The sequence below is a fragment of the Acinetobacter sp. YH12105 genome (assembly GCF_013419095.1).
In the GTDB taxonomy this organism is placed as follows: domain Bacteria; phylum Pseudomonadota; class Gammaproteobacteria; order Pseudomonadales; family Moraxellaceae; genus Acinetobacter; species Acinetobacter pseudolwoffii.
In genome coordinates this window covers 60852-79585 of sequence record NZ_VPAU01000001.1, presented here as the reverse complement: position 1 = coordinate 79585, position 18734 = coordinate 60852, and the positions used below count along the sequence as shown (strand labels likewise).

The window sequence follows — 18734 nt, the reverse complement described above, 5'->3', positions numbered from 1 at the left end:
GGGTGTTGAGTGAAGATGCAAAAGAGAAAAACAGATAAGAAAATCAAAAAATAAAATATTTAAAAAATCTTATTTAAGTGTTTGAAATTATAAAAAATTAGTAGGGTTACTAACTAAGGAAAACTTATATGAAATTCTTTAAAATCTAGCATCAAACCGAATAAGCTGAATTTTATGTAAAACAAGGCAATAAATATAGAAAATAAATTGCATCAAGATAAACGCCACTCTCAACTTTTAATTAAGTTTTCCAACTGTAAAGGAGGACTACCTAATTGAGAATTTAAAACGACTGAAATTGTATGTGAAAGAATTTTTCGAGTGATACGATGAGATAAATGCCATAGATCTCTAGCCCTGACTTTTTGTATATTAAACTGCGCTGTTAGTTGTCCTATAACTGTTTCAATTTTCCTTCGGGCATTCATTAGTATTCTCATAGCTTCTTTCGGTCGATGATCAACCATATTTTTTCTAAATGGTGTTTGTAAGTCAACAGACTGTAAATCATAATATTTTTTTAGTTCAGGTCTTAAATACCCTTTATCAGCACCAAGCAAACCATGAATATTCTGTGTAATTTCAGGTGCAACATCTCGTTCATCGCAGTTTGCTGGAGCAAAAGTATAATCTGTAATCATTCCTGGGAAATTAATCACAATATGTCCTTTAAAACCATAATATTTTTCTTGTTTAGCTGCACAATAACTGAAGCCAGCATCGGTTTTAAAATTTCTATGTTTTTTTGCTCGAGCATAGCGACAAACAGGAATAGGAAAACCATCAATAAAATGAATATTATCGTGCATAAAGGTTTTTCTAATCTTGGTCATAATTTGCTGATTGACTTGCCATAAATTTGCATAGTGTTTACAGAAATTAGGATAAGAACCTAATTTTGGAAACCAGTCTAAGTAATTGTGTTTAAAATATTTCCAGATATTTTTATCAGAATCCAATCCTAAAAATTCACCTACAATTTGTATAGTCATTATTTCAATATCGGTTAAAGCTGGAGGAAATCCTCTCGTTCTTAATGGCTTTGTGACGATAAGTGAATAGCAAGAATCTATGAATAAATACACAGAAATGATAAATTCGTAAATGGACATAACACGAGGTAGTTTTCTTGGTCGAAATCTAAATTGTGTTATGTCCTTTTTATTTCAATAGTTTAGAAAGTTGAGATTCGCGTAAGATAAATGAATAAGTATAAAAAAAGCGATACATCTGCATCGCTTTTTTGGGGTTGGTTCAATTTAGACCGGATAGTCTTGCAGGCAGTCATAGACTTCGACTTGATCTAAGCCACCGGTTTCCATTGCCAGACAAAGCGCTACAACTTTCACGGTATCTGCCAAGTATTGTTCATCTTTGAGCGCAATACCTTGTTGCAGGGCGACAATGCGATCTGCCGGAATTTCTAAGGCTGCGGCAGTTTCAGTTGCATCAACACGGTTAAAGAACTGAACCACAACATCTTTAAGCGCTGAGTCAGAGGCACTTAAAATAGCTTGATTAAGCTGTTCAGAGATTTGATCAGCTGAATGAACTAAAGCATTGGCGAAGTTTTGAACAAGATTCTGTTCAAGAACATCAGTCATCTTTAACATGAAAATACCTTCAACTTAGGAGAAAATTTGGGAGTACAGCCAATAGCAAAGTGCTATAAATTGAGTGAAAAATAATCTATTCTCAGTCGAATTGCAAAGCTTTCTGGATGACTGTGTAGTCCTGCTAATATATGCTGCAGGGCTTGAAATTTATAATCACAGTAAAAATATGAACTTAAGTTTCAATAAAATTTTATTAATATTTTTTAAGTATTAATTTATATAAATTATCTAATATTATTTTGACGATAAGCTCCCGGACTGACTCCAGTCCATTTCTTAAAGGCACGATGAAAGGCGCTGGATTCCTGGAAGTTGAGCTGGTCACTGATGTCTTGCAAGCTTTGCTCAGTACGCGTCAATAATTCGATTGCGGTATCCCGGCGTATTTCATTTTTTAATTGCTGGTAGCTGACCCCTTCGCTTTTTAAACGCCGTTGCATGGTCGCCTCGGACATATTCATTTTTGAGGCAAGATCATTCAGTTCTAGCCATTCTGACGGTGAAACTTGCAGAAGCTGTCTGCGAATCTGGGTGCTGAGTGCATAAGGATTTTTAAAACGCACCAATAAATTGTGAGGCGTTTGTTGAATAAACTGATACCAGGATTGAGCATCCTGCTTAATCGGCAGTTGCAGATAGCTTGCATCAAACTGCACATAGTTTTCATTGGCCTGATATTCAATCTGTTCACAAAAACGGACTTTATAATCAAAATCATCGAGTGGTGCAGGACATTTTAATTGAATCTGATTCAGCAAAATCCGTTGTCCACTTAACCAGCAGATCAAGGTATGAATCAGCATCAGATAGGTCGCATAACTAAACATGCGTTTTGTAGATTTTAAATCATAAATCACGATATAGGCATAGTGTTCCTCAACGAGAAGCGTGCTTTGCAGATCGTCCAGAATCAAGTTGAGAAATTGCAAAATGTGTTGTAGCGCCTTTTCCAGTGTATCTGCCTGCATAAGCATTTTTGAAAGCAATTTAAAGCTGCCACGGCGCATGGCATGACTGTCCATGCCAAAAAATTCGTCATTCATGCTGTCTGCAAGCACTGTCCATAATTGGGCAAACTGGCTTACCGACACGCGCGCTTGAGGTGCATTGAGTACTTCGGCTGGAATATTGGCTTTTTTCAGAATAGTAGAGATATCAAATTCTAATCGTTTGGCATCGAGCAAGGCTTCCTTGACCAAGTCGATCGAAATAGTCCCTTTGCTATATTCCAGTGCAGGCTTATGCATGTTCAGTGTGACATCCTCATTTTTATTGTCCAAATACCTCAGGCAAGATGCAATATTTGGAAATTGTACAGAATAAAAACTCTGTTTACTCTGCATATTAAGTCGTATCTCAAATAGAAAATTATCAGGGAAGAAATATGAAAATTCAGGGAAAAGTCGTTGTGATTACCGGGGGAGCATCGGGTTTGGGTGCAGCGACAGCCACGCATCTGGTTGCACACGGTGCCAAAGTGATTCTGGTCGATATGAATCAAGAGCAGGGTGAGGCATTACAGCAACAACTGGGTGAGCAGGCTGAATTTGTACAGCTAGATGTCACCGATGAGCAGGCCGTAGAAACGTTCTTTGCACATGTCGAAAATGCGTATGCTCAACTGAATGGTTTGATCAACTGCGCAGGTATTGCACCTTCTGCCAAAGTGCTGGGGCGTAACGGTATTCATGAATTGGCGATGTTCCAAAAAGTGCTGAATATTAACGTGAATGGCACATTTAATATGCTACGTCATGCAGCGGCGTTAATTGCAAAATATGAACTGCAATCTGGTGAAGAAGAGCGTGGCGTGATTGTAAATACCGCTTCGGTCGCCGCTTATGATGGTCAAATTGGCCAGACCGCTTATGCTGCTTCCAAAGGTGCAGTGGTGGCGATGACTTTACCTTTGGCTCGTGAACTGGCACGTGAAGCCATTCGAGTGATGACCATCGCCCCGGGCATTATGGAAACCCCGATGCTAAAAGGTATGCCGCAAAATGTTCAGGATGCTTTGGGACAAATGGTGCCATTCCCATCACGTTTGGCTAAACCTCAGGAATTTGCCCAGCTGGTGGGGCATATTTTTGAAAATAGCTATTTAAATGGTGAAGTGATTCGTCTGGATGGCGCGATTCGCATGCAGCCTAAATAAGTCTTCGATTTATATAGGACATGATGATTTGCACAGCTGCCAGTTTCTCATTGAATTTAAATGACTTTGTTTAAGCATGCATTTTCTTTTGAAGGATCAAAAGAAACAAAAATCCTTTGCGAAACTGAAGATACATCCCTGTATCTCAGTTTCGCAGGCGACATCCATGCCGCCTTAACTGACGTTCCAACGATCTCAATAGTAAAAAGCTTGAAGTAAATAAAATAGATATAGAAAGGGAAGTTCAATGATTTTAAATGATGAACAAAAAATGATTCAGGACATGATGCGCAATTATTCGCAGCAGAAACTGAAACCAACAGCGGCCTTACGCGATAAAACAGCACAATTTCCTGCACAAGAACTCAAAGAACTGGGTGAGCTTGGCGCACTGGGTATGACCGTTGCTGAAGAATGGGGCGGTGCAGGTCTGGATTATGTTTCTCTGGTTTTGGCACTTGAGGAAATTGCCGCAGGAGATGGGGCAATTTCGACTATTATTAGTGTGCAGAATTCTTTGCCTTGTGGGATTACCCAGCGTTATGGCACCGAAGCACAGAAACAGCAGTATTTAACTAAACTGGCCACCGGTGAATGGCTGGGTTGTTTCTGCTTGACAGAACCTCAGGCCGGTTCAGATGCCAGTTCTTTAGAATGTAGGGCCGAACGTGATGGCGATGAATGGGTACTTAATGGCACCAAGCAGTTTATTACCACGGGCAAACATGCACAGATCGCATTAGTCTTTGCTGTGACAGATAAATTGGCAGGGAAAAAAGGCATTTCATGTTTTCTGGTACCGACCGATGCACCGGGTTATATCGTGTCACGCCTAGAGGAGAAAATGGGTCAGCATTGTTCCGATACCGCGACGATTGTTCTGGATAACTGCCGGATTCCGGTGGAAAACCTGCTGGGTCAGGAAGGTGAAGGCTACAAAATTGCCTTGTCCAATCTTGAATCTGGTCGTATTGGTATTGCAGCACAATCAGTCGGGATGGCTCGGGCTGCGCTGGATGCAGCGGTGGAATATGCCAATGAACGTAAAGCCTTTGGTGTAGAAATTGTGCAGCATCAGGCAGTGGCTTTCAGGCTGGCAGATATGGCGACACAAATTGAAGCGGCACGTCAGCTGACCTTGCATGCGGCAACTTTAAAAGATGCTGGTTTAGCCTGCTTAAAAGAAGCCTCAATGGCAAAACTGTTTGCATCAACCATTGCAGAACGGGTCTGTTCCGATGCGATTCAGATTCATGGTGGCTACGGTTATGTCTCTGATTTTCCAGTAGAGCGTATTTACCGTGATGTGCGCGTGAGCCAAATTTATGAAGGTGCATCGGATATTCAACGTTTGGTGATTGCGCGTGAAGTCTGTCAACGTTGATTTTGATTAAAAAATAGATTTTGGTCGATATTCAAATCTGGCATTTCGGTTGATGGATATGGAAATTGCCAGGATCAAGCAACCCTGATTAGCTAAAGACAGACAGTACGCAGAAGATAAATAAAGCAGCATGATTCATGTCTTAGTCATCAGGCATGAATTAGATGTGAAGAAACTATGCTGATGGAATCAGCAGGAACAACAACGATAAGTGGACACACTCAGGCAAGGTCGCCTGAAAAATACAACAGGATAGAGGTTGTCGTCATGAAGACACTAGAACAAGCATATGTTGATTTCAATTTTGAAAATATGGTTCAGGAACATCTGGCTGGAAATGCAGAGTCCATCAATGCCTATACTGAATGTTGTGGACGTTACCTTGGCCAAAACCGAACCGCGCTGATCTGGGAAGGCAAAAATGGTCAAACAGAGCAGTGGACATTTGAACAATTGGCAACTGCTTCAGGACAGCTGGCCAATTATATGCATTCTCTGGGTTTAAAAGCAGGAGATTGTATAGCTGGACTACTGCCAAGAACACCTGCACTCTTAATTACTATTTTGGCCACCTGGCGGATCGGTGCTATCTATCAGCCTTTGTTCACTGCCTTTGAAAGTAAAGCAATTGAGCATCGTATGAGTACAGCCGCTACTCAACTGATTGTCACCGATCAAGAGCAGCGCTTGAAACTGCATGATCTGAATATTCCAAATATTCTGACCGTACATCAGGCAGTGGCAGATCATTATCCGGATGCTGACTTTTGGACCGAGTTAAAGCAGCAGTCAGAAGAGTTTGAGCCAGTGAGTGGCCAATTTAATGATATTTTTCTGATGATGTTTACTTCAGGCACCACAGGCTTGGCAAAATCGGTTCCTGTACCTTTAAAAGCGTTGTTGGCCTTTAAAGGCTATATGCTGCACGCCGTAGATCTGCGAGAAGAAGATTCCTTCTGGAATCTGGCCGACCCAGGTTGGGCCTATGGACTATATTATGGCATTGCGGGCCCGCTCAGTTTAGGTCATAGCATCATTATGGATGAACGTGGATTTAGCGTCGATAATGCTGTACATATCATTGAGAAATATAAAGTCAGTAACCTGACTGGCTCGCCAACTGCATTCCGGATGTTCTTTGGCTTTAAAGAAAAATTTGATGCAGGCATCAGTTCGCATTTGCGTGTGGTCAGTAGTGCAGGTGAACCGCTTACGCCTGAAGTGATCCAGTGGTTCAATCATGATTTAAATGTGAATATTTATGATCAATATGGACAGACTGAACTCGGTATGGTGATCGCCAATCATCATGGCTTGGAGCATCATAAAAAAGTGGGTTCAGCTGGATTTGCGATTCCGGGGCATCGCTTTGCGGTATTGAACGCAGAACATCAGGAAGTCGAAAAAGGCGGGATTGGAATCTTGGCAATTGACTGTTCGGCTTCACCCTTGATGTGGTTTAAAGGCTATGCCGGTCATAATCGAAAGTCTTTTGTCGGGCAGTATTATTTAACCGGTGACACTGTAAAACTGAATGAATATGGCGGTATTGATTTTATTGGGCGTGCGGACGATGTCATTACAACTTCGGGCTATCGTGTAGGGCCTTTTGATGTGGAAAGTACCTTGCTGGAATGTGAAGAAGTGCTTGAATCTGCAGTCGTCGGTAAACCAGATCCAGAACGGACAGAAATTGTGAAAGCCTTTGTGGTGCTTAAACCAGCCTATCCAGCCACTGAAGAACTCATGCTGAAGCTGCAAAGCTATGTGCGTTCACGCCTATCCAAGCATGCCTACCCAAAAGAGATTGAATTTGTCGAGTGTTTACCTAAAACATCGAGTGGAAAAATTCAGCGAAATTTACTCAAACAGCAGGAAATTGCCAAACTTCAAGAAATGAAGCGAGTCAGTTAGTTTTTTTGATTGAGTGCTAAAAGGCTGCCATGGCAGCCTGTGGTTTTTTGACAAAATACAGCATTTTCTAGTTAAATTTTAAATTAGAGATAGGACTGATTTTTACAAGATTTTATTTTCAAAAGTACGAATTAAATTAAGCGAAATACATTGTTGATGTAATTACATTGAAATTACGACAAGGTTTAAGATTAAATATATCAAAAATTTAGCCTCTTAGTCCTAAGAGGCTAAATGTATCCATTACCAAATATTGGTTTGTAAATTTACTTTTTGGTGTTCCGCATGTGGCTCACCCGCTTCACCGGTAACGCCACCTTTTAAAGCTTTAAAGAGCTGGGTGACTTTATTGTCGGTCACATTCCAGTATTCAGCGCTGACCGCTTCAGCAATCAGTACCCGTACAGTCGGATCATCCTTGCCATCAAACCAGTTTTCTGCCCATGGATTCCACAACTGTTCAATCAGAATACGATCGGTACTAATCTGGGCATGGGCACTGATTGACACATAAATACCATCTGATGGTTTTGCAAAAGACAATCCAATTTGACCACGGCCTGTTTCTGCTGCTTTGACCAGATCATTGGTATTACGCAGGATGAAATATAAATTTTGACGTTCATTCATCTGTTCGGAGTTCAGCATGGTCATTGGCTGGGAATGGATTTCATGGGTGTCAGTTAAATGGCTGATCATGGTGTAACGGACATCCTTGATCAATTCCCATAATTTTTCACGATTATCATGTTGAGTATTGTTATGCTCGGTCATGTATGTTCTCCATACGATTTTATGAAAACTTGAAAAGATTGCTTGGTATTTTCAGATTAATCATATTTAGAGACAGATGCCTGAGGTCTCACTGAACTCATACATTTTTATACGCAAATGCAGGCAGAGACTACAGAATCGCTAAACAAGACAACTTAATGTACAGGGTAATTTAATAGCAAAGATTTTAATAACAGCAGGTCTGACGCCTTTTATAAACTGGAGAGCCATTTGCCGGAACTGTTTAATTGAGGTGATTCAAAAAAATCATGCCAAGCCCTAGTGGCTGCAGCTTGATACCGAGCGTTTAGCTGATATGCTATTTGGCTCAGCGATGGCCAAACCATTTATTGATGTGCTGTGAATTGACTGTGAAATTGATCTTCCAAAGATTTTTAGCCTTTAGAAACATCAGTAAAGCCAATTTTGCGATCATTGTTAAAAATTTTCGAAACAAGGAAAGACGTTGTCTACATTTAATATGGATGCCATATCCCCAGAATTCGAACTCACCGATGCTGAATTACATTTGTATAGCCGTCAGATTCTCTTAGATGACTGGGATATTGACGCTCAAGAACGGTTAAAATTTTCTAATGTCTGCATTGTTGGTTGTGGTGGAATTGGCTGTGCACTGGCAGAACTTTTGGCACGTGCCGGTGTAGGAAAAATTACCCTAATCGATCCAGATACGATCGAGATGAGCAATTTACAGCGACAACTTGCATTTACACCGCAGGATCTTGGACTTTACAAAGCAGAAATTCTGGCGAAACGACTGGGCCAAATTAATCCAAACGTACAGGTTGAATATATTAATCAGGCCTTAACGGCTGAAAATGCAGTCAGTGTGATTTGGCATCAGGACTTGGTGCTGGATGGTTGCGACCAGTTTGCGACACGTTATCTGGTTAATCAGCGCTGTGTAGAACTGAATGTACCTTTGTTGAGTGCCTCGGCGATTGGCCTGCAAGGGCAACTTTTTATGCTCGAAGGGGATTCGGCCTGCTATGCCTGCCTGTTCCCACCCGAGAATCAGGCCGATGAAAGTCTGCGCTGTGCAGATTCCGGAGTACTGGCGACCACGCCTAACGTGATGGCCAGCTTGCAAGCCCATCATACCTTGTTATATCTGGGTTTGGGATTGATGCCACTCAGACAAAAACTGCTGTTATGGGATGGATTGAGTTTTAAACAACGGATTCTCGCTTTCGAAAAAGATACAGATTGCCCGATCTGTCAGGCAAGATAAGCCTGCAAATTTATTTTTTTTTGCTACACTGCATGTAATTAATTTTTCCTAAGACATTATGAAAAACAATATCTGGTTAGATGGAATACGTTCAGTTGCCCGCATGGGAGAAACAGCGGTCGTTGCGGCAAAGGCGGGCTTTAAATATGCTACTGAAAAGCCAAGCAATGCCAAACTCATGCGGGAGACTTTTGAATCTCTGGGTTCAACTTATATCAAGCTGGGGCAGTTTATTGCCAGTACGCCGTCTCTATTTCCGCGTGAATATGTAGAAGAATTTCAGGGCTGTCTGGATCAGACTCCACGCTTGCCGTTCAGTTATATCCAGCAAGTGTTGGCCTCTGAATTTGAAGGGCGTAATCTGGATGAGATCTTTGCCTCGATTGATGAAACGCCATTGGCCTCTGCGTCTATTGCACAGGTGCATGCGGCCAAGCTGGTGTCTGGCGAAGATGTCGTGATTAAGGTACAAAAACCGGGTGTGGAAACCATTTTATACACCGATTTAAATGTACTGCACTGGGCGACCAAAGTGCTGGAAAAAGCCGTGCCCAAAGTCAAATTCGCTTCGCTGGCCGATATTGTTGATGAAATCAAAACCCGGATGGTACGTGAAGTTGATTTTATCGAAGAAGCACAGAATCTGGATGATTTTGTCAATTATCTGAATATCACCAATAATAAGGCAGCGACTGCACCTAAGGTTTATCATCAGTATTCGACCCGTCGTGTGCTGACCATGCAACGCTTGTATGGTGTGCCATTGACCGATTTTGAAGTGGTCAAAAAAGTATCCAAAGATCCATCTCAAGTACTCATTACCGCAATGAACACCTGGTTTGGCAGCCTGATGATGTGTAACAGTTTCCATGCCGATCTGCATGCAGGCAACCTGATGCTGCTCGAAGATGGCCGTGTCGGTTTTATCGATTTTGGCATTGTTGGCCAGCTCAAACCTGAGGTATGGACGGCATGTATGGCATTTATGGATTCATTGCAACATACCAATTATGAGTTGATGGCACAGAACATGCTGAAAATGGGTATGACTGCTGTGCAGATTGATACCAAAGTTCTGGCAGCGGATCTTGAGCGTTTATTCAGTGGCGTATTGATGGCAGACCCTCAGGAGCTGTTAACATCAAATCCGGCTGATCTGAACGATATCATGATGGATATGGTGGCTGTGGGTGAACGTCACGGCATCCGCTTCCCGCGCGACTTTGCTTTGCTGTTTAAGCAAATGCTGTATTTCGACCGTTTTATGCGAATTTTGGCACCATATACCGATATCTATGCCGATCAGCGTTTGCAAATGATTCAGGACATTGATCCGAATTTACTGTTAAAGCATTAATTTAATCCCTCCCGACCTCCCTTCCTTGCGCAAATTTTAAAGCAGCGCTTTAAAATCGCTCAGGGAGGAGTGTTTCACTGCTTGATAAAGTATAAGCGATAAAAGTTCCTCTTTATAAAAGAGGGATTTAGGGAGATTAGTTGTAAATATCATATTCTCGAGCAATCCAATGGACGCCATTATTATTGAAGGTTTAAAGGTTGAAACAGTCGTGGGCTGCTTTAACTGGGAGCGTCAAATTATTCAGCCTTTAATGCTGGATTTGACCATTCAAACCGATTTAGAACAGGCATCAAATTCAGATGCTCTTGCAGATACGCTGAATTATGCAGAAATTTGTGAGATTTCAGCCAAGGTCATTCAAGAAGCTCAGCCTGAATTGATTGAACATGCAGCAAAGTTAGTGCTGAATGCACTTTTTACTACCTTTACAGCAATTGAATCGATTAATATTACGATCCGTAAGCCTGCCATTATCGCGCAAGCCAATTCTGTAGGGATACGTCTTGAACGCCACCGAAACGATTTTCGCTCTAGCATTAGCGAGTAATTGTCATCCTCAACAACATTTTCAAGCTGCACAGCAAGGTATTTCTGAATGGGGAGAAGTCCAGTTCTCTCCCATTTATAGGATTCCTTGCCGGGATGGCATTGGAGCTGACTACTGGAATGCGGCATGTCTATTAAAAAGTTCGGTGTCGAGTGCAGAAATTATTGAGCTGCTCAAACAGCTGGAACAGGCATCAGGGCGGACACGTCCATCGCATCAAATTACCCTGGATGTAGATCTGATTGCCTGGGGATCAGATCTTCGACATATGCAGTTTAATGAAAAAAAATTGCCCCTGGCTTTGGATGTAAAAGTTCCCATGTTTGATATCTGGCAAGACCCTGTATTCGAGCATGAGTTACATTGTTTCCCAAGAGTTGAACAGCTGATTTAAATCAAATCACCTAATTTTTTGCTGATGTAATTTATGCAATACGAATGTTTAAAAGCCTGATCAAGCAAGATCAGGCTTTTTTATGATGCAGTTTTTTGTTTTTATATGAAAAGAAAAATTCAGATAAGATAGCTCAGGCAGAGTTTAGGAATCATTTAAAAATGAAAATATTGGAAATTGTGGTTTCGGTGATTTTAATCCTTGGGATCCTTTATGTGATCCAATGGGGATTTCATGGTTTTCCGACAGGGAATTAATATTTGATTGATTTAAAGCTCTGGAATTTATTTTAAGCTCGATAAAAAACCTCAAAGTAGCAAGAAATGAATCATCGCTATTTCACTTTTTCTTGTTATAAAAAATGATCAGCAATACGATAATGATCGCCAAGATGGCAAGAATGATCGTAGTTTCCATAACAATACCTCTCAGGCATAGATCTTAGGTTTTAAGCATCTAAATTAAGACCGAACATATATTAATTAAACTCAAGTTTTGTTAGAGCCGTTAGTTTTTCGAAAAAACATTTTTCAGTGATGTTAATAGAAGAACCGCTCAATCCTATTCTGTATTTAACTAAAAAATAAACCCATATTTAGGCAACAGACACATTAAATAATGATCCGATCCACGCACTGAATAACATGGCGATAATTCCCCAGAGCATCACCCGGACTGCACCTCTCCAGACACTTACTCCACCGGCATAGCTCGCCAGTGCACCCATCATCCCCAAACTTAAAACGCCAATCAGCATGACGCCTTTATCCAGATAGTGTTCCGGTAGAATCATGATTGAAATTAAAGGAAATAATGAACCTACCGTAAATGCCATAGCCGAAGAAAATGCAGCGAGAAAGGGCTGAGCCGAGGTATGTGCTGAAATACCAATTTCATCCCGGGCATGGGCATCCAAGGCATTATGGTCGGTCAGCTGTTCAGCGACCTGTTGTGCCAAAGCGGGTTCCAGACCTCGTTGTATATAAATCGTTTTGAGTTCATTTAATTCATGGGTGGGATGGCGTTGCAGTTCGCGCTCTTCCATGAGTAGATCATTGGTTTCAATATCTTGCTGGGATTTAACCGAAATATATTCACCGGCCGCCATCGAGGCAGCGCCAGAGATTAAGCCGGCAACACAGGTCACCAATAAAATTTCTGTGGATGCTCCACTGGCTGCAATACCCACCACCAGACTGGTGACCGAAATAATTCCGTCATTTGCCCCCAGTACAGCTGCACGAAGCCAACCCGCGCGTTCGATATAATGTTTTTCAAGATGGTATGAATGGCGCACAATGAAGCCCCTTTTTTATTATCATCATGATTATAGTAAATTTAAGTCATGTATAGATAGTAGGATTGAATCGATCTGAAAATTATCTTGAATGATCTGATCATCGTGCGCTTGGCTTAGCCTTTTATCAATCCAAGATAAAATCGAAGTGAGATTCATAAGTTCAAGAAATCAGACGCACTTGATACATAATTGATTTACAAATGGTAAAAATGATTAAAGCAAATCAAATATATCGAACAAAATAATAGCTGAGTGAGTTGGTTTAAAAAGAGAATTATCATGAAAGAAAAACATGAAAGCCATAAATGCTTGGTATGCGGCAAGCACTTTCTTCTGAAAAATCTCACCCCGATGGGAACAGTCAGAAAAGTCATTACCGAAGAGATTGCCAGGGATATTCCAGGCTGGACACCGCAAGATTATATTTGCCAGGCAGATTTAACCCGGTACCGCATACAGTATGTACATTCATTATTAAGTTCGGAAAAGGGTGAAGTGACTGATCTTGAGTTTGAAGTGATTCATAGCATGCATCAGCATGAACTGATTACTAAAAATGTGGAAACAGCATTAGAGCAAAAGTGGACTCTGGGCGAAAAGCTCGCCGATAAAATTGCAACTTTTGGCGGAAGCTGGACATTCTTAATTTGCTTTGCAATTTTTCTGGGTCTGTGGATTACGATTAATACGGTTGTTTTGGTAACTCAGCCTGCCGATCCTTATCCCTTTATCCTGTTAAATTTAATTCTGTCCTGTCTCGCGGCAATTCAGGCACCGGTCATTATGATGAGTCAGAATAGACAAGAGGCAAAAGACCGTCTACGTTCTCAAAATGATTATCAGATCAATTTAAAAGCCGAACTGGAAATCCAGCATTTACATGAAAAACTCGATCATCTATTAATGCATCAATGGGAAAGGCTGGCGCAAATACAGGAAATCCAGCTGGATTTACTCTCGGAAATGAGCAAGAAATATTGAAATGAAAAGCTGTGGTATTTCTCATATTTTATATGGATTGCAAATAAAGGATGATAGCATATCTTTAGCGAATAAATTTAGATCAAAATTTGAGACACATTAAAAAGCCCACAATGCGTGGGCTGAGATCGGATCGATCTTTTTAAATAAAATAACTGGTCTTGGTCATGAGTTTGGAAATAGCTGTCATGGTGATTTTGACCGGAGCAGGCAGATCTACACCGCCTGCCTTCAACGCTGTATCCCGATGATGCAGCTCATCTTCATTCATCTGTTCCAGAATGCGCCGAGAACGCTCATCTTGCGGCGGCAACTGACTGATATGATGCTGCAAATGCATGCTCACCTGACGTTCAGTTTCTGCGACAAAACCCAGACTGTATTTATCACCGGCAATTCCGGCCAGCGCGCCCATACCAAAGGACAGGCCGTACCAGACCGGATTGAGCAGACTGGTATGGCTATCCAGTTCTTTCAAGCGGTCTTCACACCAGGCCAGATGATCCTGTTCTTCAACTGCCGCCTGTTCCATCTCACGACGCACATTCGGAAGTTTCGCCGTCATGGCCTGACCATGATAGAGCGCCTGTGCACACACTTCACCACTATGATTGACCCGCATCAAACCTGCCACATGACGGGCATCACTCACCGTCAATTGTGTTTCTACCGGTTGGGCTGGATTTTCACGTTGTGCCGATGTCGTGCCCGGGACGAGACTGCGTAATGCCTGATCAAAAGAATGAATCAGCTTGTCGACACCTGTATATTGACGCATGAATTAATCCTCCAAGGGTGTTTTCGCGGTTTTGATCATGGGTTTGAGTCGGAAAAGCAGCCATAGGGTAAACAGGCCGCTCAACACTGCGGTAATACAAAAAAGTATTTTAAGATCAAGCTCTAAAATACTTAAAATAATAATCGAAAATATAGCAGAAGATACCATGAAAACGGCATTCAGAATGTTATTTGCTGCAACCACACGCGCACGATGTGAGCGGGGAGAATGCGCCTGCATCATGGCATAAAGCGGTACGATATAAAAACCGCCACTAATCCCGAGTAAGGTCACTGCCAGCATCACATGGTAATAACTCCAGCCTTGCTGAAACACATCAGCCAGACCGATTAATTCACCGGTACGTGCTGGAACAAAGGCCAGACTCGCGGCCAGATATAGGGCAAAGATCACCAGACCGATTGCGCCAAATGGCACCATCTTGATATTGACCTGGCTGCCACCGATTTTGCGGCATAAATATGAACCTAGCCCGATTCCGACAGAAAAGAAAGTTAAGAGCAGGCTGGCAACATTTTCAGAGGCATGCAGATTTTGCAAGGTCAGTTGAGGGATTTGAGTCAGATAGGTTGCGCCGTAAAACCAGTACCATGAGTTACCCAATAAAATGGTAAAGACTAATGGCAAACCCTGAGCATATTTTAATGTTTGCAAGCTAGTACGGAAAAAATTCCAGTCAATTTGCAGTTCTGGTGCAGGGATATTTTGTTTGAGAATATAACGACTCGATCCATAACCAATCAGGGCGATCACAACGACTGTTAAACTGATCCAGATCAGATTACCAGAAGATGCAGCAATCACCGCACCACCCAGAATCATACCGAATAAAATTGCCAGCGATGTTCCGGACTGAAACAGGGCATTGCCAGACATCAGCTCATTGGGTTTTAGCACTTCCGGTAAAATGGCATATTTGATTGGGCCAAAGAAGGTGGACTGGGTTCCCATCAGGAACAAGGCAAATAACAGAATCCAGAGATTGCCAAGCAGGAAACCCACCGTTCCCAACAACATAATCACAATTTCCAGAATCTTTAAATAGCGAATCAGCTGTGAACGTTCGTATTTATCGGCAATTTGTCCGGCGGTGGCTGAAAAAATAAAATAAGGCAGGATAAACAGCAAAGCAGCCAGATTATTCAAGGTGCTGATGCTGGCCGATTGTTGCTGAATCCAGCCGTAGGTGATGACCAGGAGTAACGCTTGTTTAAATACATTATCGTTTAATGCACCAAAAAACTGCGTCAGAAACATCGGTAAAAAGCGCCGAGAAGCTAACAAATGTTCATTTTTGTTCATATAGAGCGTGCTACATTAAGTTTTATTAAGAAATGTCAGTTATGCGTAAACATTGAGAAAAATCATGTAAGATACTTTCAGCCATGTAAAGGTAAAAACCAATCAATTAAGCTCTTTAGCTTATATTTTTCGGTCAAATAATCAATTAAAGAATGTATTCGTTTCGAGTTTGCCATGCCTGCAAAGAAAAAATTTAAAAAAACGATGCTTCATCGCAGTATGGGGTCGCTTATACCACTTCAGAGTGGGGCACAGCTGTGTATGAGCATTTTTTTTATGATGTTATCCCATCAGAGCATGGCACAAACCGAACAGCCTGAAACACCTGTGGCCATTTCTCAGGTAGAAATGGTAGATGAACTGTCCAAAGAAGCGATGCGACAGGGACTGGTCACATCTGAAAATGAAGCCACCGAAAAAATTGAAGAAGCGATACAGCCGGAAGCATCTGTCGACAGCATGTTGATGCTGGAGCAACAGCAAAATGCAGGCTCCGGTCTGGACGTATTTACACCGATCCAGTTCGATGATCTGGAAGAGCTGCCGATCCAGTCCATTGACCAGAACATGGCGAATGAAATTTATCGTGAGGCCGAGCAAGCCAAGCAGGAAGCACAAAATTATCGCAATACCCAGACCGCTGAAACAGTCGTAGCAGATATCAGTCAGCAAGAGTTACTTGAAATCAATCAGGCACCTGTAAATGTCGACCAGTTGATGCAATCGATTCAGGCAGACAGCCAGATTATTGTACAAAATAATGAAGCCGGCATGACTTTGCCAGAAGTAACGGGGCCACTTGTTGCTGAAGATGAGAAACGTCCCAATATTTTTAAACGACTATTTTATAAAATCCGTCCGCCACGTCAGATCATGACCGCGAGAGTTCCGCGAATTAGTGCGGATGTGGTGATTATGAACGGCGAAGGTATTGCGCAAAGCAATGGTATGCTGAATCGTAGAGCTGAGCCTGAAGGCTATCTGAATTTAAGAAATAATGTCAAAGCCAAACTGTCCAGTTTTACCCAGGAGTCTTTTGGCGACTTTAATTCCGCTTTGCCACAACTGCGAACCTTGTCCCGACAGGCGGCACAGGCAGTCGGTTATTACAATGCCCAGTTCAGGTTTGAAAAAATCTCTGATAGTCGCGTTCGGGTTTTTGTCACCCCGAATGAACCTGTGCTGATCACTACACAAAATCTGGAATTTAGCGGAGCGGGTGCGGAACAGCCGCAATTCCAGGTCATCAGTCTTTTGCCTGAGCAGGAAGAGGGCGATATTTTCAATCACGGTAATTATGAACAGACCAAACAACGGATTAATACTGCCGCCAATAACAACGGTTATTTTGATTCATACTGGCGCTTGCATGATGTCAAGATTGCACAGCCACAAAATACGGCCGATGTAAATCTACGTTTCGAGACAGGCGAGCGTTACAAGCTGGGCAATGTCGAGTTTAGAATGAGTGATCCTGAAAAGGAATTTCCGCTGGATCGTGATGTACTCGAAAGTCTGGTCACCTGGAAAGATGGTGCAGACTATACCTTCTGGCGAGTGAATAGCCTGGCCAATAACCTGACCAACTCGCGCTATTTTAACTATACCCTGGTGGACGCAATTCGCCCTGATCCGGTTGACAGGGAGCTGGAGCTGGCACCGGATATTCAAAGCCTGATAGAAGAACAGAAACTTTCTGAAGATCAGGCGACTGCGACACAGCCTGATCGCTCAGTGGCATCTGCTAAAGAAGTCACTCAAAATGTCGTCGATGAAGACCAGTTTGCCGGTAGCCGCGATCAGGAAAATCCAAATTTAAGAAGCTTGCGGGTCGAGCAGCAGACCAAAGAAAATGAGCAGGAGCGTTTAAAGGCACAAGCGCGGGAAGAGAAGAAAGTTCCAGTGATTGTGACTTTAAATGCAGACCGTTTAAACAGTGCTGAACTGGGTCTGGGTTATGGAACAGATACCAATATCCGTCTACGTGGTCAGTACCGCCGCGCCATTGTAAATAAGCGCGGACATTCTTTTGATGCCAACCTCGAGTTGTCCGGTATCCGGCAGTCCATCGATGGTCGTTATAACATTCCTTATCACCATCCGCTGAATGATTATGTCAGTATTGTCGGTGGTTATGAGCGCGAAGAACGTGATGGCGTGGCTCAAGGTGAAGGTCTGCAAATTGAATCGGCAGTGCTGGGTGTAGACCGGATTATTAAAAACCCGCTGGGTAACTGGCAGCGTACTTTTGGAGCGCGTTACCGTCTGGATCGCTTGAAGCAGAATGGTTCTGTTGATTTTAACCAGATTCCGGAAGCGTTTCGCTTTAATACCGAAGATGAACAGCAGTCGTTACTGGTCGGTTATGAAGTTTCACGTACCGATACCGATCGTCGGGTCAATCCGACCAAGGGTTTCAAGCAGACCTACAAAGTCGAGCTGGGTAGTGAGGCGTTATTGTCTGATGCAGATATGGCGATTGTAAATGCAGGCTGGCGTTTTATCTATTCATTGGGTGAAAATGCAGATCATCAGTTTGTTGGACGTGCCGATGCCGGTTATATCTTCACTGAAGATTTTGCCAAAGTGCCGTATAACCTGAGATATTTCACCGGTGGTGACCAGAGCATTCGTGGTTTTGATTACAAGAGTCTTTCTCCGGAAATTGAAGGCTTTAAAGTCGGTGGTCAGGCCTTAGGGGTTGCTTCCTTAGAGTATAATTATCAGTTTAAGGAAGGCTGGCGTGCTGCGGTCTTTGCAGATGCCGGAAATGCCTATAATAAAGAATTCAGTAATCCGACCGAATATGGCGCGGGTGTGGGTGTGCGTTGGGCTTCACCGATTGGGCCAATACGTATAGATGTTGCGACTGGACTGTCTGATGACAATTATCCGATTCGTTTACATTTCTTTATTGGATCGCAGTTATAAAACATCATTTTAAAAAATAGTTATT

At 42.3% G+C, this 18734-nt stretch carries 16 protein-coding genes; 9 read left to right on the top strand and 7 right to left on the bottom strand.

The genetic code is table 11. The annotated features are described in order from the left end of the window. Window positions 1-230 precede the first annotated feature (230 nt). From FTU44_RS00395 to FTU44_RS00385, 3 genes are all read right to left on the bottom strand, one after another. Window positions 231-1112, bottom strand: coding sequence for an IS982 family transposase (locus FTU44_RS00395; RefSeq protein ID WP_180049061.1), 882 nt, complete (start codon window positions 1110-1112; stop codon window positions 231-233). Window positions 1113-1259: 147 nt separating this feature from the next. After that, window positions 1260-1613, bottom strand: a complete 354-nt coding sequence (locus FTU44_RS00390) for a hypothetical protein (RefSeq protein ID WP_100355344.1) — start codon at window positions 1611-1613, stop codon at window positions 1260-1262. A gap of 227 nt (window positions 1614-1840) precedes the next feature. Continuing rightward, complete coding sequence (locus FTU44_RS00385; RefSeq protein WP_180001141.1) at window positions 1841-2863, bottom strand: AraC family transcriptional regulator; 1023 nt, start codon at window positions 2861-2863, stop codon at window positions 1841-1843. Between the two features lie 137 nt (window positions 2864-3000). Here FTU44_RS00385 and FTU44_RS00380 point away from each other — a divergent pair, with 137 nt between their 5' ends. The 3 genes from FTU44_RS00380 (at window position 3001) to FTU44_RS00370 (ending at window position 7069) form a co-directional block, all read left to right on the top strand. After that, window positions 3001-3771 (top strand): 3-hydroxyacyl-CoA dehydrogenase, encoded by a 771-nt coding sequence (locus FTU44_RS00380; protein ID WP_005097220.1) that lies wholly within the window; start codon window positions 3001-3003, stop codon window positions 3769-3771. A 247-nt stretch (window positions 3772-4018) separates the two neighbouring features. Further along, window positions 4019-5155: an acyl-CoA dehydrogenase family protein gene (locus tag FTU44_RS00375; protein ID WP_100355343.1), complete on the top strand. Its 1137-nt coding sequence runs from the start codon at window positions 4019-4021 to the stop codon at window positions 5153-5155. Window positions 5156-5422: 267 nt separating this feature from the next. Beyond that, the gene (locus FTU44_RS00370) at window positions 5423-7069 is read left to right on the top strand and encodes an AMP-binding protein (RefSeq protein ID WP_180049059.1); all 1647 of its coding nucleotides are present in this window, start codon (window positions 5423-5425) and stop codon (window positions 7067-7069) included. 243 nt (window positions 7070-7312) lie between these two features. Here the strand turns inward: FTU44_RS00370 and FTU44_RS00365 are convergent, their stop codons facing one another. Continuing rightward, entirely contained in the window at window positions 7313-7843 is a 531-nt protein-coding gene (locus FTU44_RS00365; protein ID WP_005097216.1) for a pyridoxamine 5'-phosphate oxidase family protein, read from the bottom strand. A gap of 481 nt (window positions 7844-8324) precedes the next feature. Between FTU44_RS00365 and FTU44_RS00360 the strand changes: the two genes are divergently transcribed. From FTU44_RS00360 to FTU44_RS00345, 4 genes are all read left to right on the top strand, one after another. Next, complete coding sequence (locus FTU44_RS00360; RefSeq protein WP_180049294.1) at window positions 8325-9095, top strand: HesA/MoeB/ThiF family protein; 771 nt, start codon at window positions 8325-8327, stop codon at window positions 9093-9095. A 58-nt stretch (window positions 9096-9153) separates the two neighbouring features. Next, the gene (locus tag FTU44_RS00355; RefSeq protein WP_005097212.1) at window positions 9154-10452 is read left to right on the top strand and encodes an AarF/ABC1/UbiB kinase family protein; all 1299 of its coding nucleotides are present in this window, start codon (window positions 9154-9156) and stop codon (window positions 10450-10452) included. A gap of 169 nt (window positions 10453-10621) precedes the next feature. Then, a complete protein-coding gene (folB, locus tag FTU44_RS00350; protein ID WP_074383219.1) occupies window positions 10622-11002 on the top strand; it encodes a dihydroneopterin aldolase in 381 nt (126 codons plus the stop codon). Further along, window positions 10959-11396, top strand: coding sequence for a 2-amino-4-hydroxy-6-hydroxymethyldihydropteridine diphosphokinase (locus tag FTU44_RS00345; RefSeq protein WP_100355339.1), 438 nt, complete (start codon window positions 10959-10961; stop codon window positions 11394-11396). The genes folB and FTU44_RS00345 overlap by 44 nt, the downstream gene beginning before the upstream one ends. Window positions 11397-11991: 595 nt before the next feature. On the opposite strand, the gene FTU44_RS00340 is transcribed toward FTU44_RS00345, so the two are convergent. After that, on the bottom strand, window positions 11992-12693 hold the full coding sequence (locus FTU44_RS00340) for a VIT family protein (RefSeq protein ID WP_005097209.1): 702 nt from the start codon (window positions 12691-12693) through the stop codon (window positions 11992-11994). 282 nt (window positions 12694-12975) lie between these two features. Between FTU44_RS00340 and FTU44_RS00335 the strand changes: the two genes are divergently transcribed. Then, window positions 12976-13677, top strand: a complete 702-nt coding sequence (locus tag FTU44_RS00335; protein ID WP_180049057.1) for a DUF1003 domain-containing protein — start codon at window positions 12976-12978, stop codon at window positions 13675-13677. Between the two features lie 142 nt (window positions 13678-13819). On the opposite strand, the gene coq7 is transcribed toward FTU44_RS00335, so the two are convergent. Then, window positions 13820-14455, bottom strand: coding sequence for a 2-polyprenyl-3-methyl-6-methoxy-1,4-benzoquinone monooxygenase (gene coq7 / locus FTU44_RS00330; protein WP_100355338.1), 636 nt, complete (start codon window positions 14453-14455; stop codon window positions 13820-13822). A gap of 3 nt (window positions 14456-14458) precedes the next feature. Next, window positions 14459-15778, bottom strand: coding sequence for an MFS transporter (locus FTU44_RS00325; protein WP_180049056.1), 1320 nt, complete (start codon window positions 15776-15778; stop codon window positions 14459-14461). Window positions 15779-15952: 174 nt separating this feature from the next. Between FTU44_RS00325 and FTU44_RS00320 the strand changes: the two genes are divergently transcribed. Then, window positions 15953-18709, top strand: a complete 2757-nt coding sequence (locus tag FTU44_RS00320) for an autotransporter assembly complex family protein (protein WP_180049054.1) — start codon at window positions 15953-15955, stop codon at window positions 18707-18709. Window positions 18710-18734: the final 25 nt, after the last annotated feature.

What these genes read in the sequence shown, in the direction of transcription:
- FTU44_RS00395 (WP_180049061.1), bottom strand. Translation starts at nt 1,112, where the DNA reads ATGTCCATTTACGAATTTATCATTTCTGTGTATTTATTCATAGATTCT.
- FTU44_RS00390 (WP_100355344.1), bottom strand. Translation starts at nt 1,613, where the DNA reads ATGTTAAAGATGACTGATGTTCTTGAACAGAATCTTGTTCAAAACTTC.
- FTU44_RS00385 (WP_180001141.1), bottom strand. Translation starts at nt 2,863, where the DNA reads ATGCATAAGCCTGCACTGGAATATAGCAAAGGGACTATTTCGATCGAC.
- FTU44_RS00380 (WP_005097220.1), top strand. Translation starts at nt 3,001, where the DNA reads ATGAAAATTCAGGGAAAAGTCGTTGTGATTACCGGGGGAGCATCGGGT.
- FTU44_RS00375 (WP_100355343.1), top strand. Translation starts at nt 4,019, where the DNA reads ATGATTTTAAATGATGAACAAAAAATGATTCAGGACATGATGCGCAAT.
- FTU44_RS00370 (WP_180049059.1), top strand. Translation starts at nt 5,423, where the DNA reads ATGAAGACACTAGAACAAGCATATGTTGATTTCAATTTTGAAAATATG.
- FTU44_RS00365 (WP_005097216.1), bottom strand. Translation starts at nt 7,843, where the DNA reads ATGACCGAGCATAACAATACTCAACATGATAATCGTGAAAAATTATGG.
- FTU44_RS00360 (WP_180049294.1), top strand. Translation starts at nt 8,325, where the DNA reads ATGGATGCCATATCCCCAGAATTCGAACTCACCGATGCTGAATTACAT.
- FTU44_RS00355 (WP_005097212.1), top strand. Translation starts at nt 9,154, where the DNA reads ATGAAAAACAATATCTGGTTAGATGGAATACGTTCAGTTGCCCGCATG.
- folB (WP_074383219.1), top strand. Translation starts at nt 10,622, where the DNA reads ATGGACGCCATTATTATTGAAGGTTTAAAGGTTGAAACAGTCGTGGGC.
- FTU44_RS00335 (WP_180049057.1), top strand. Translation starts at nt 12,976, where the DNA reads ATGAAAGAAAAACATGAAAGCCATAAATGCTTGGTATGCGGCAAGCAC.
- coq7 (WP_100355338.1), bottom strand. Translation starts at nt 14,455, where the DNA reads ATGCGTCAATATACAGGTGTCGACAAGCTGATTCATTCTTTTGATCAG.
- FTU44_RS00325 (WP_180049056.1), bottom strand. Translation starts at nt 15,778, where the DNA reads ATGAACAAAAATGAACATTTGTTAGCTTCTCGGCGCTTTTTACCGATG.
- FTU44_RS00320 (WP_180049054.1), top strand. Translation starts at nt 15,953, where the DNA reads ATGCCTGCAAAGAAAAAATTTAAAAAAACGATGCTTCATCGCAGTATG.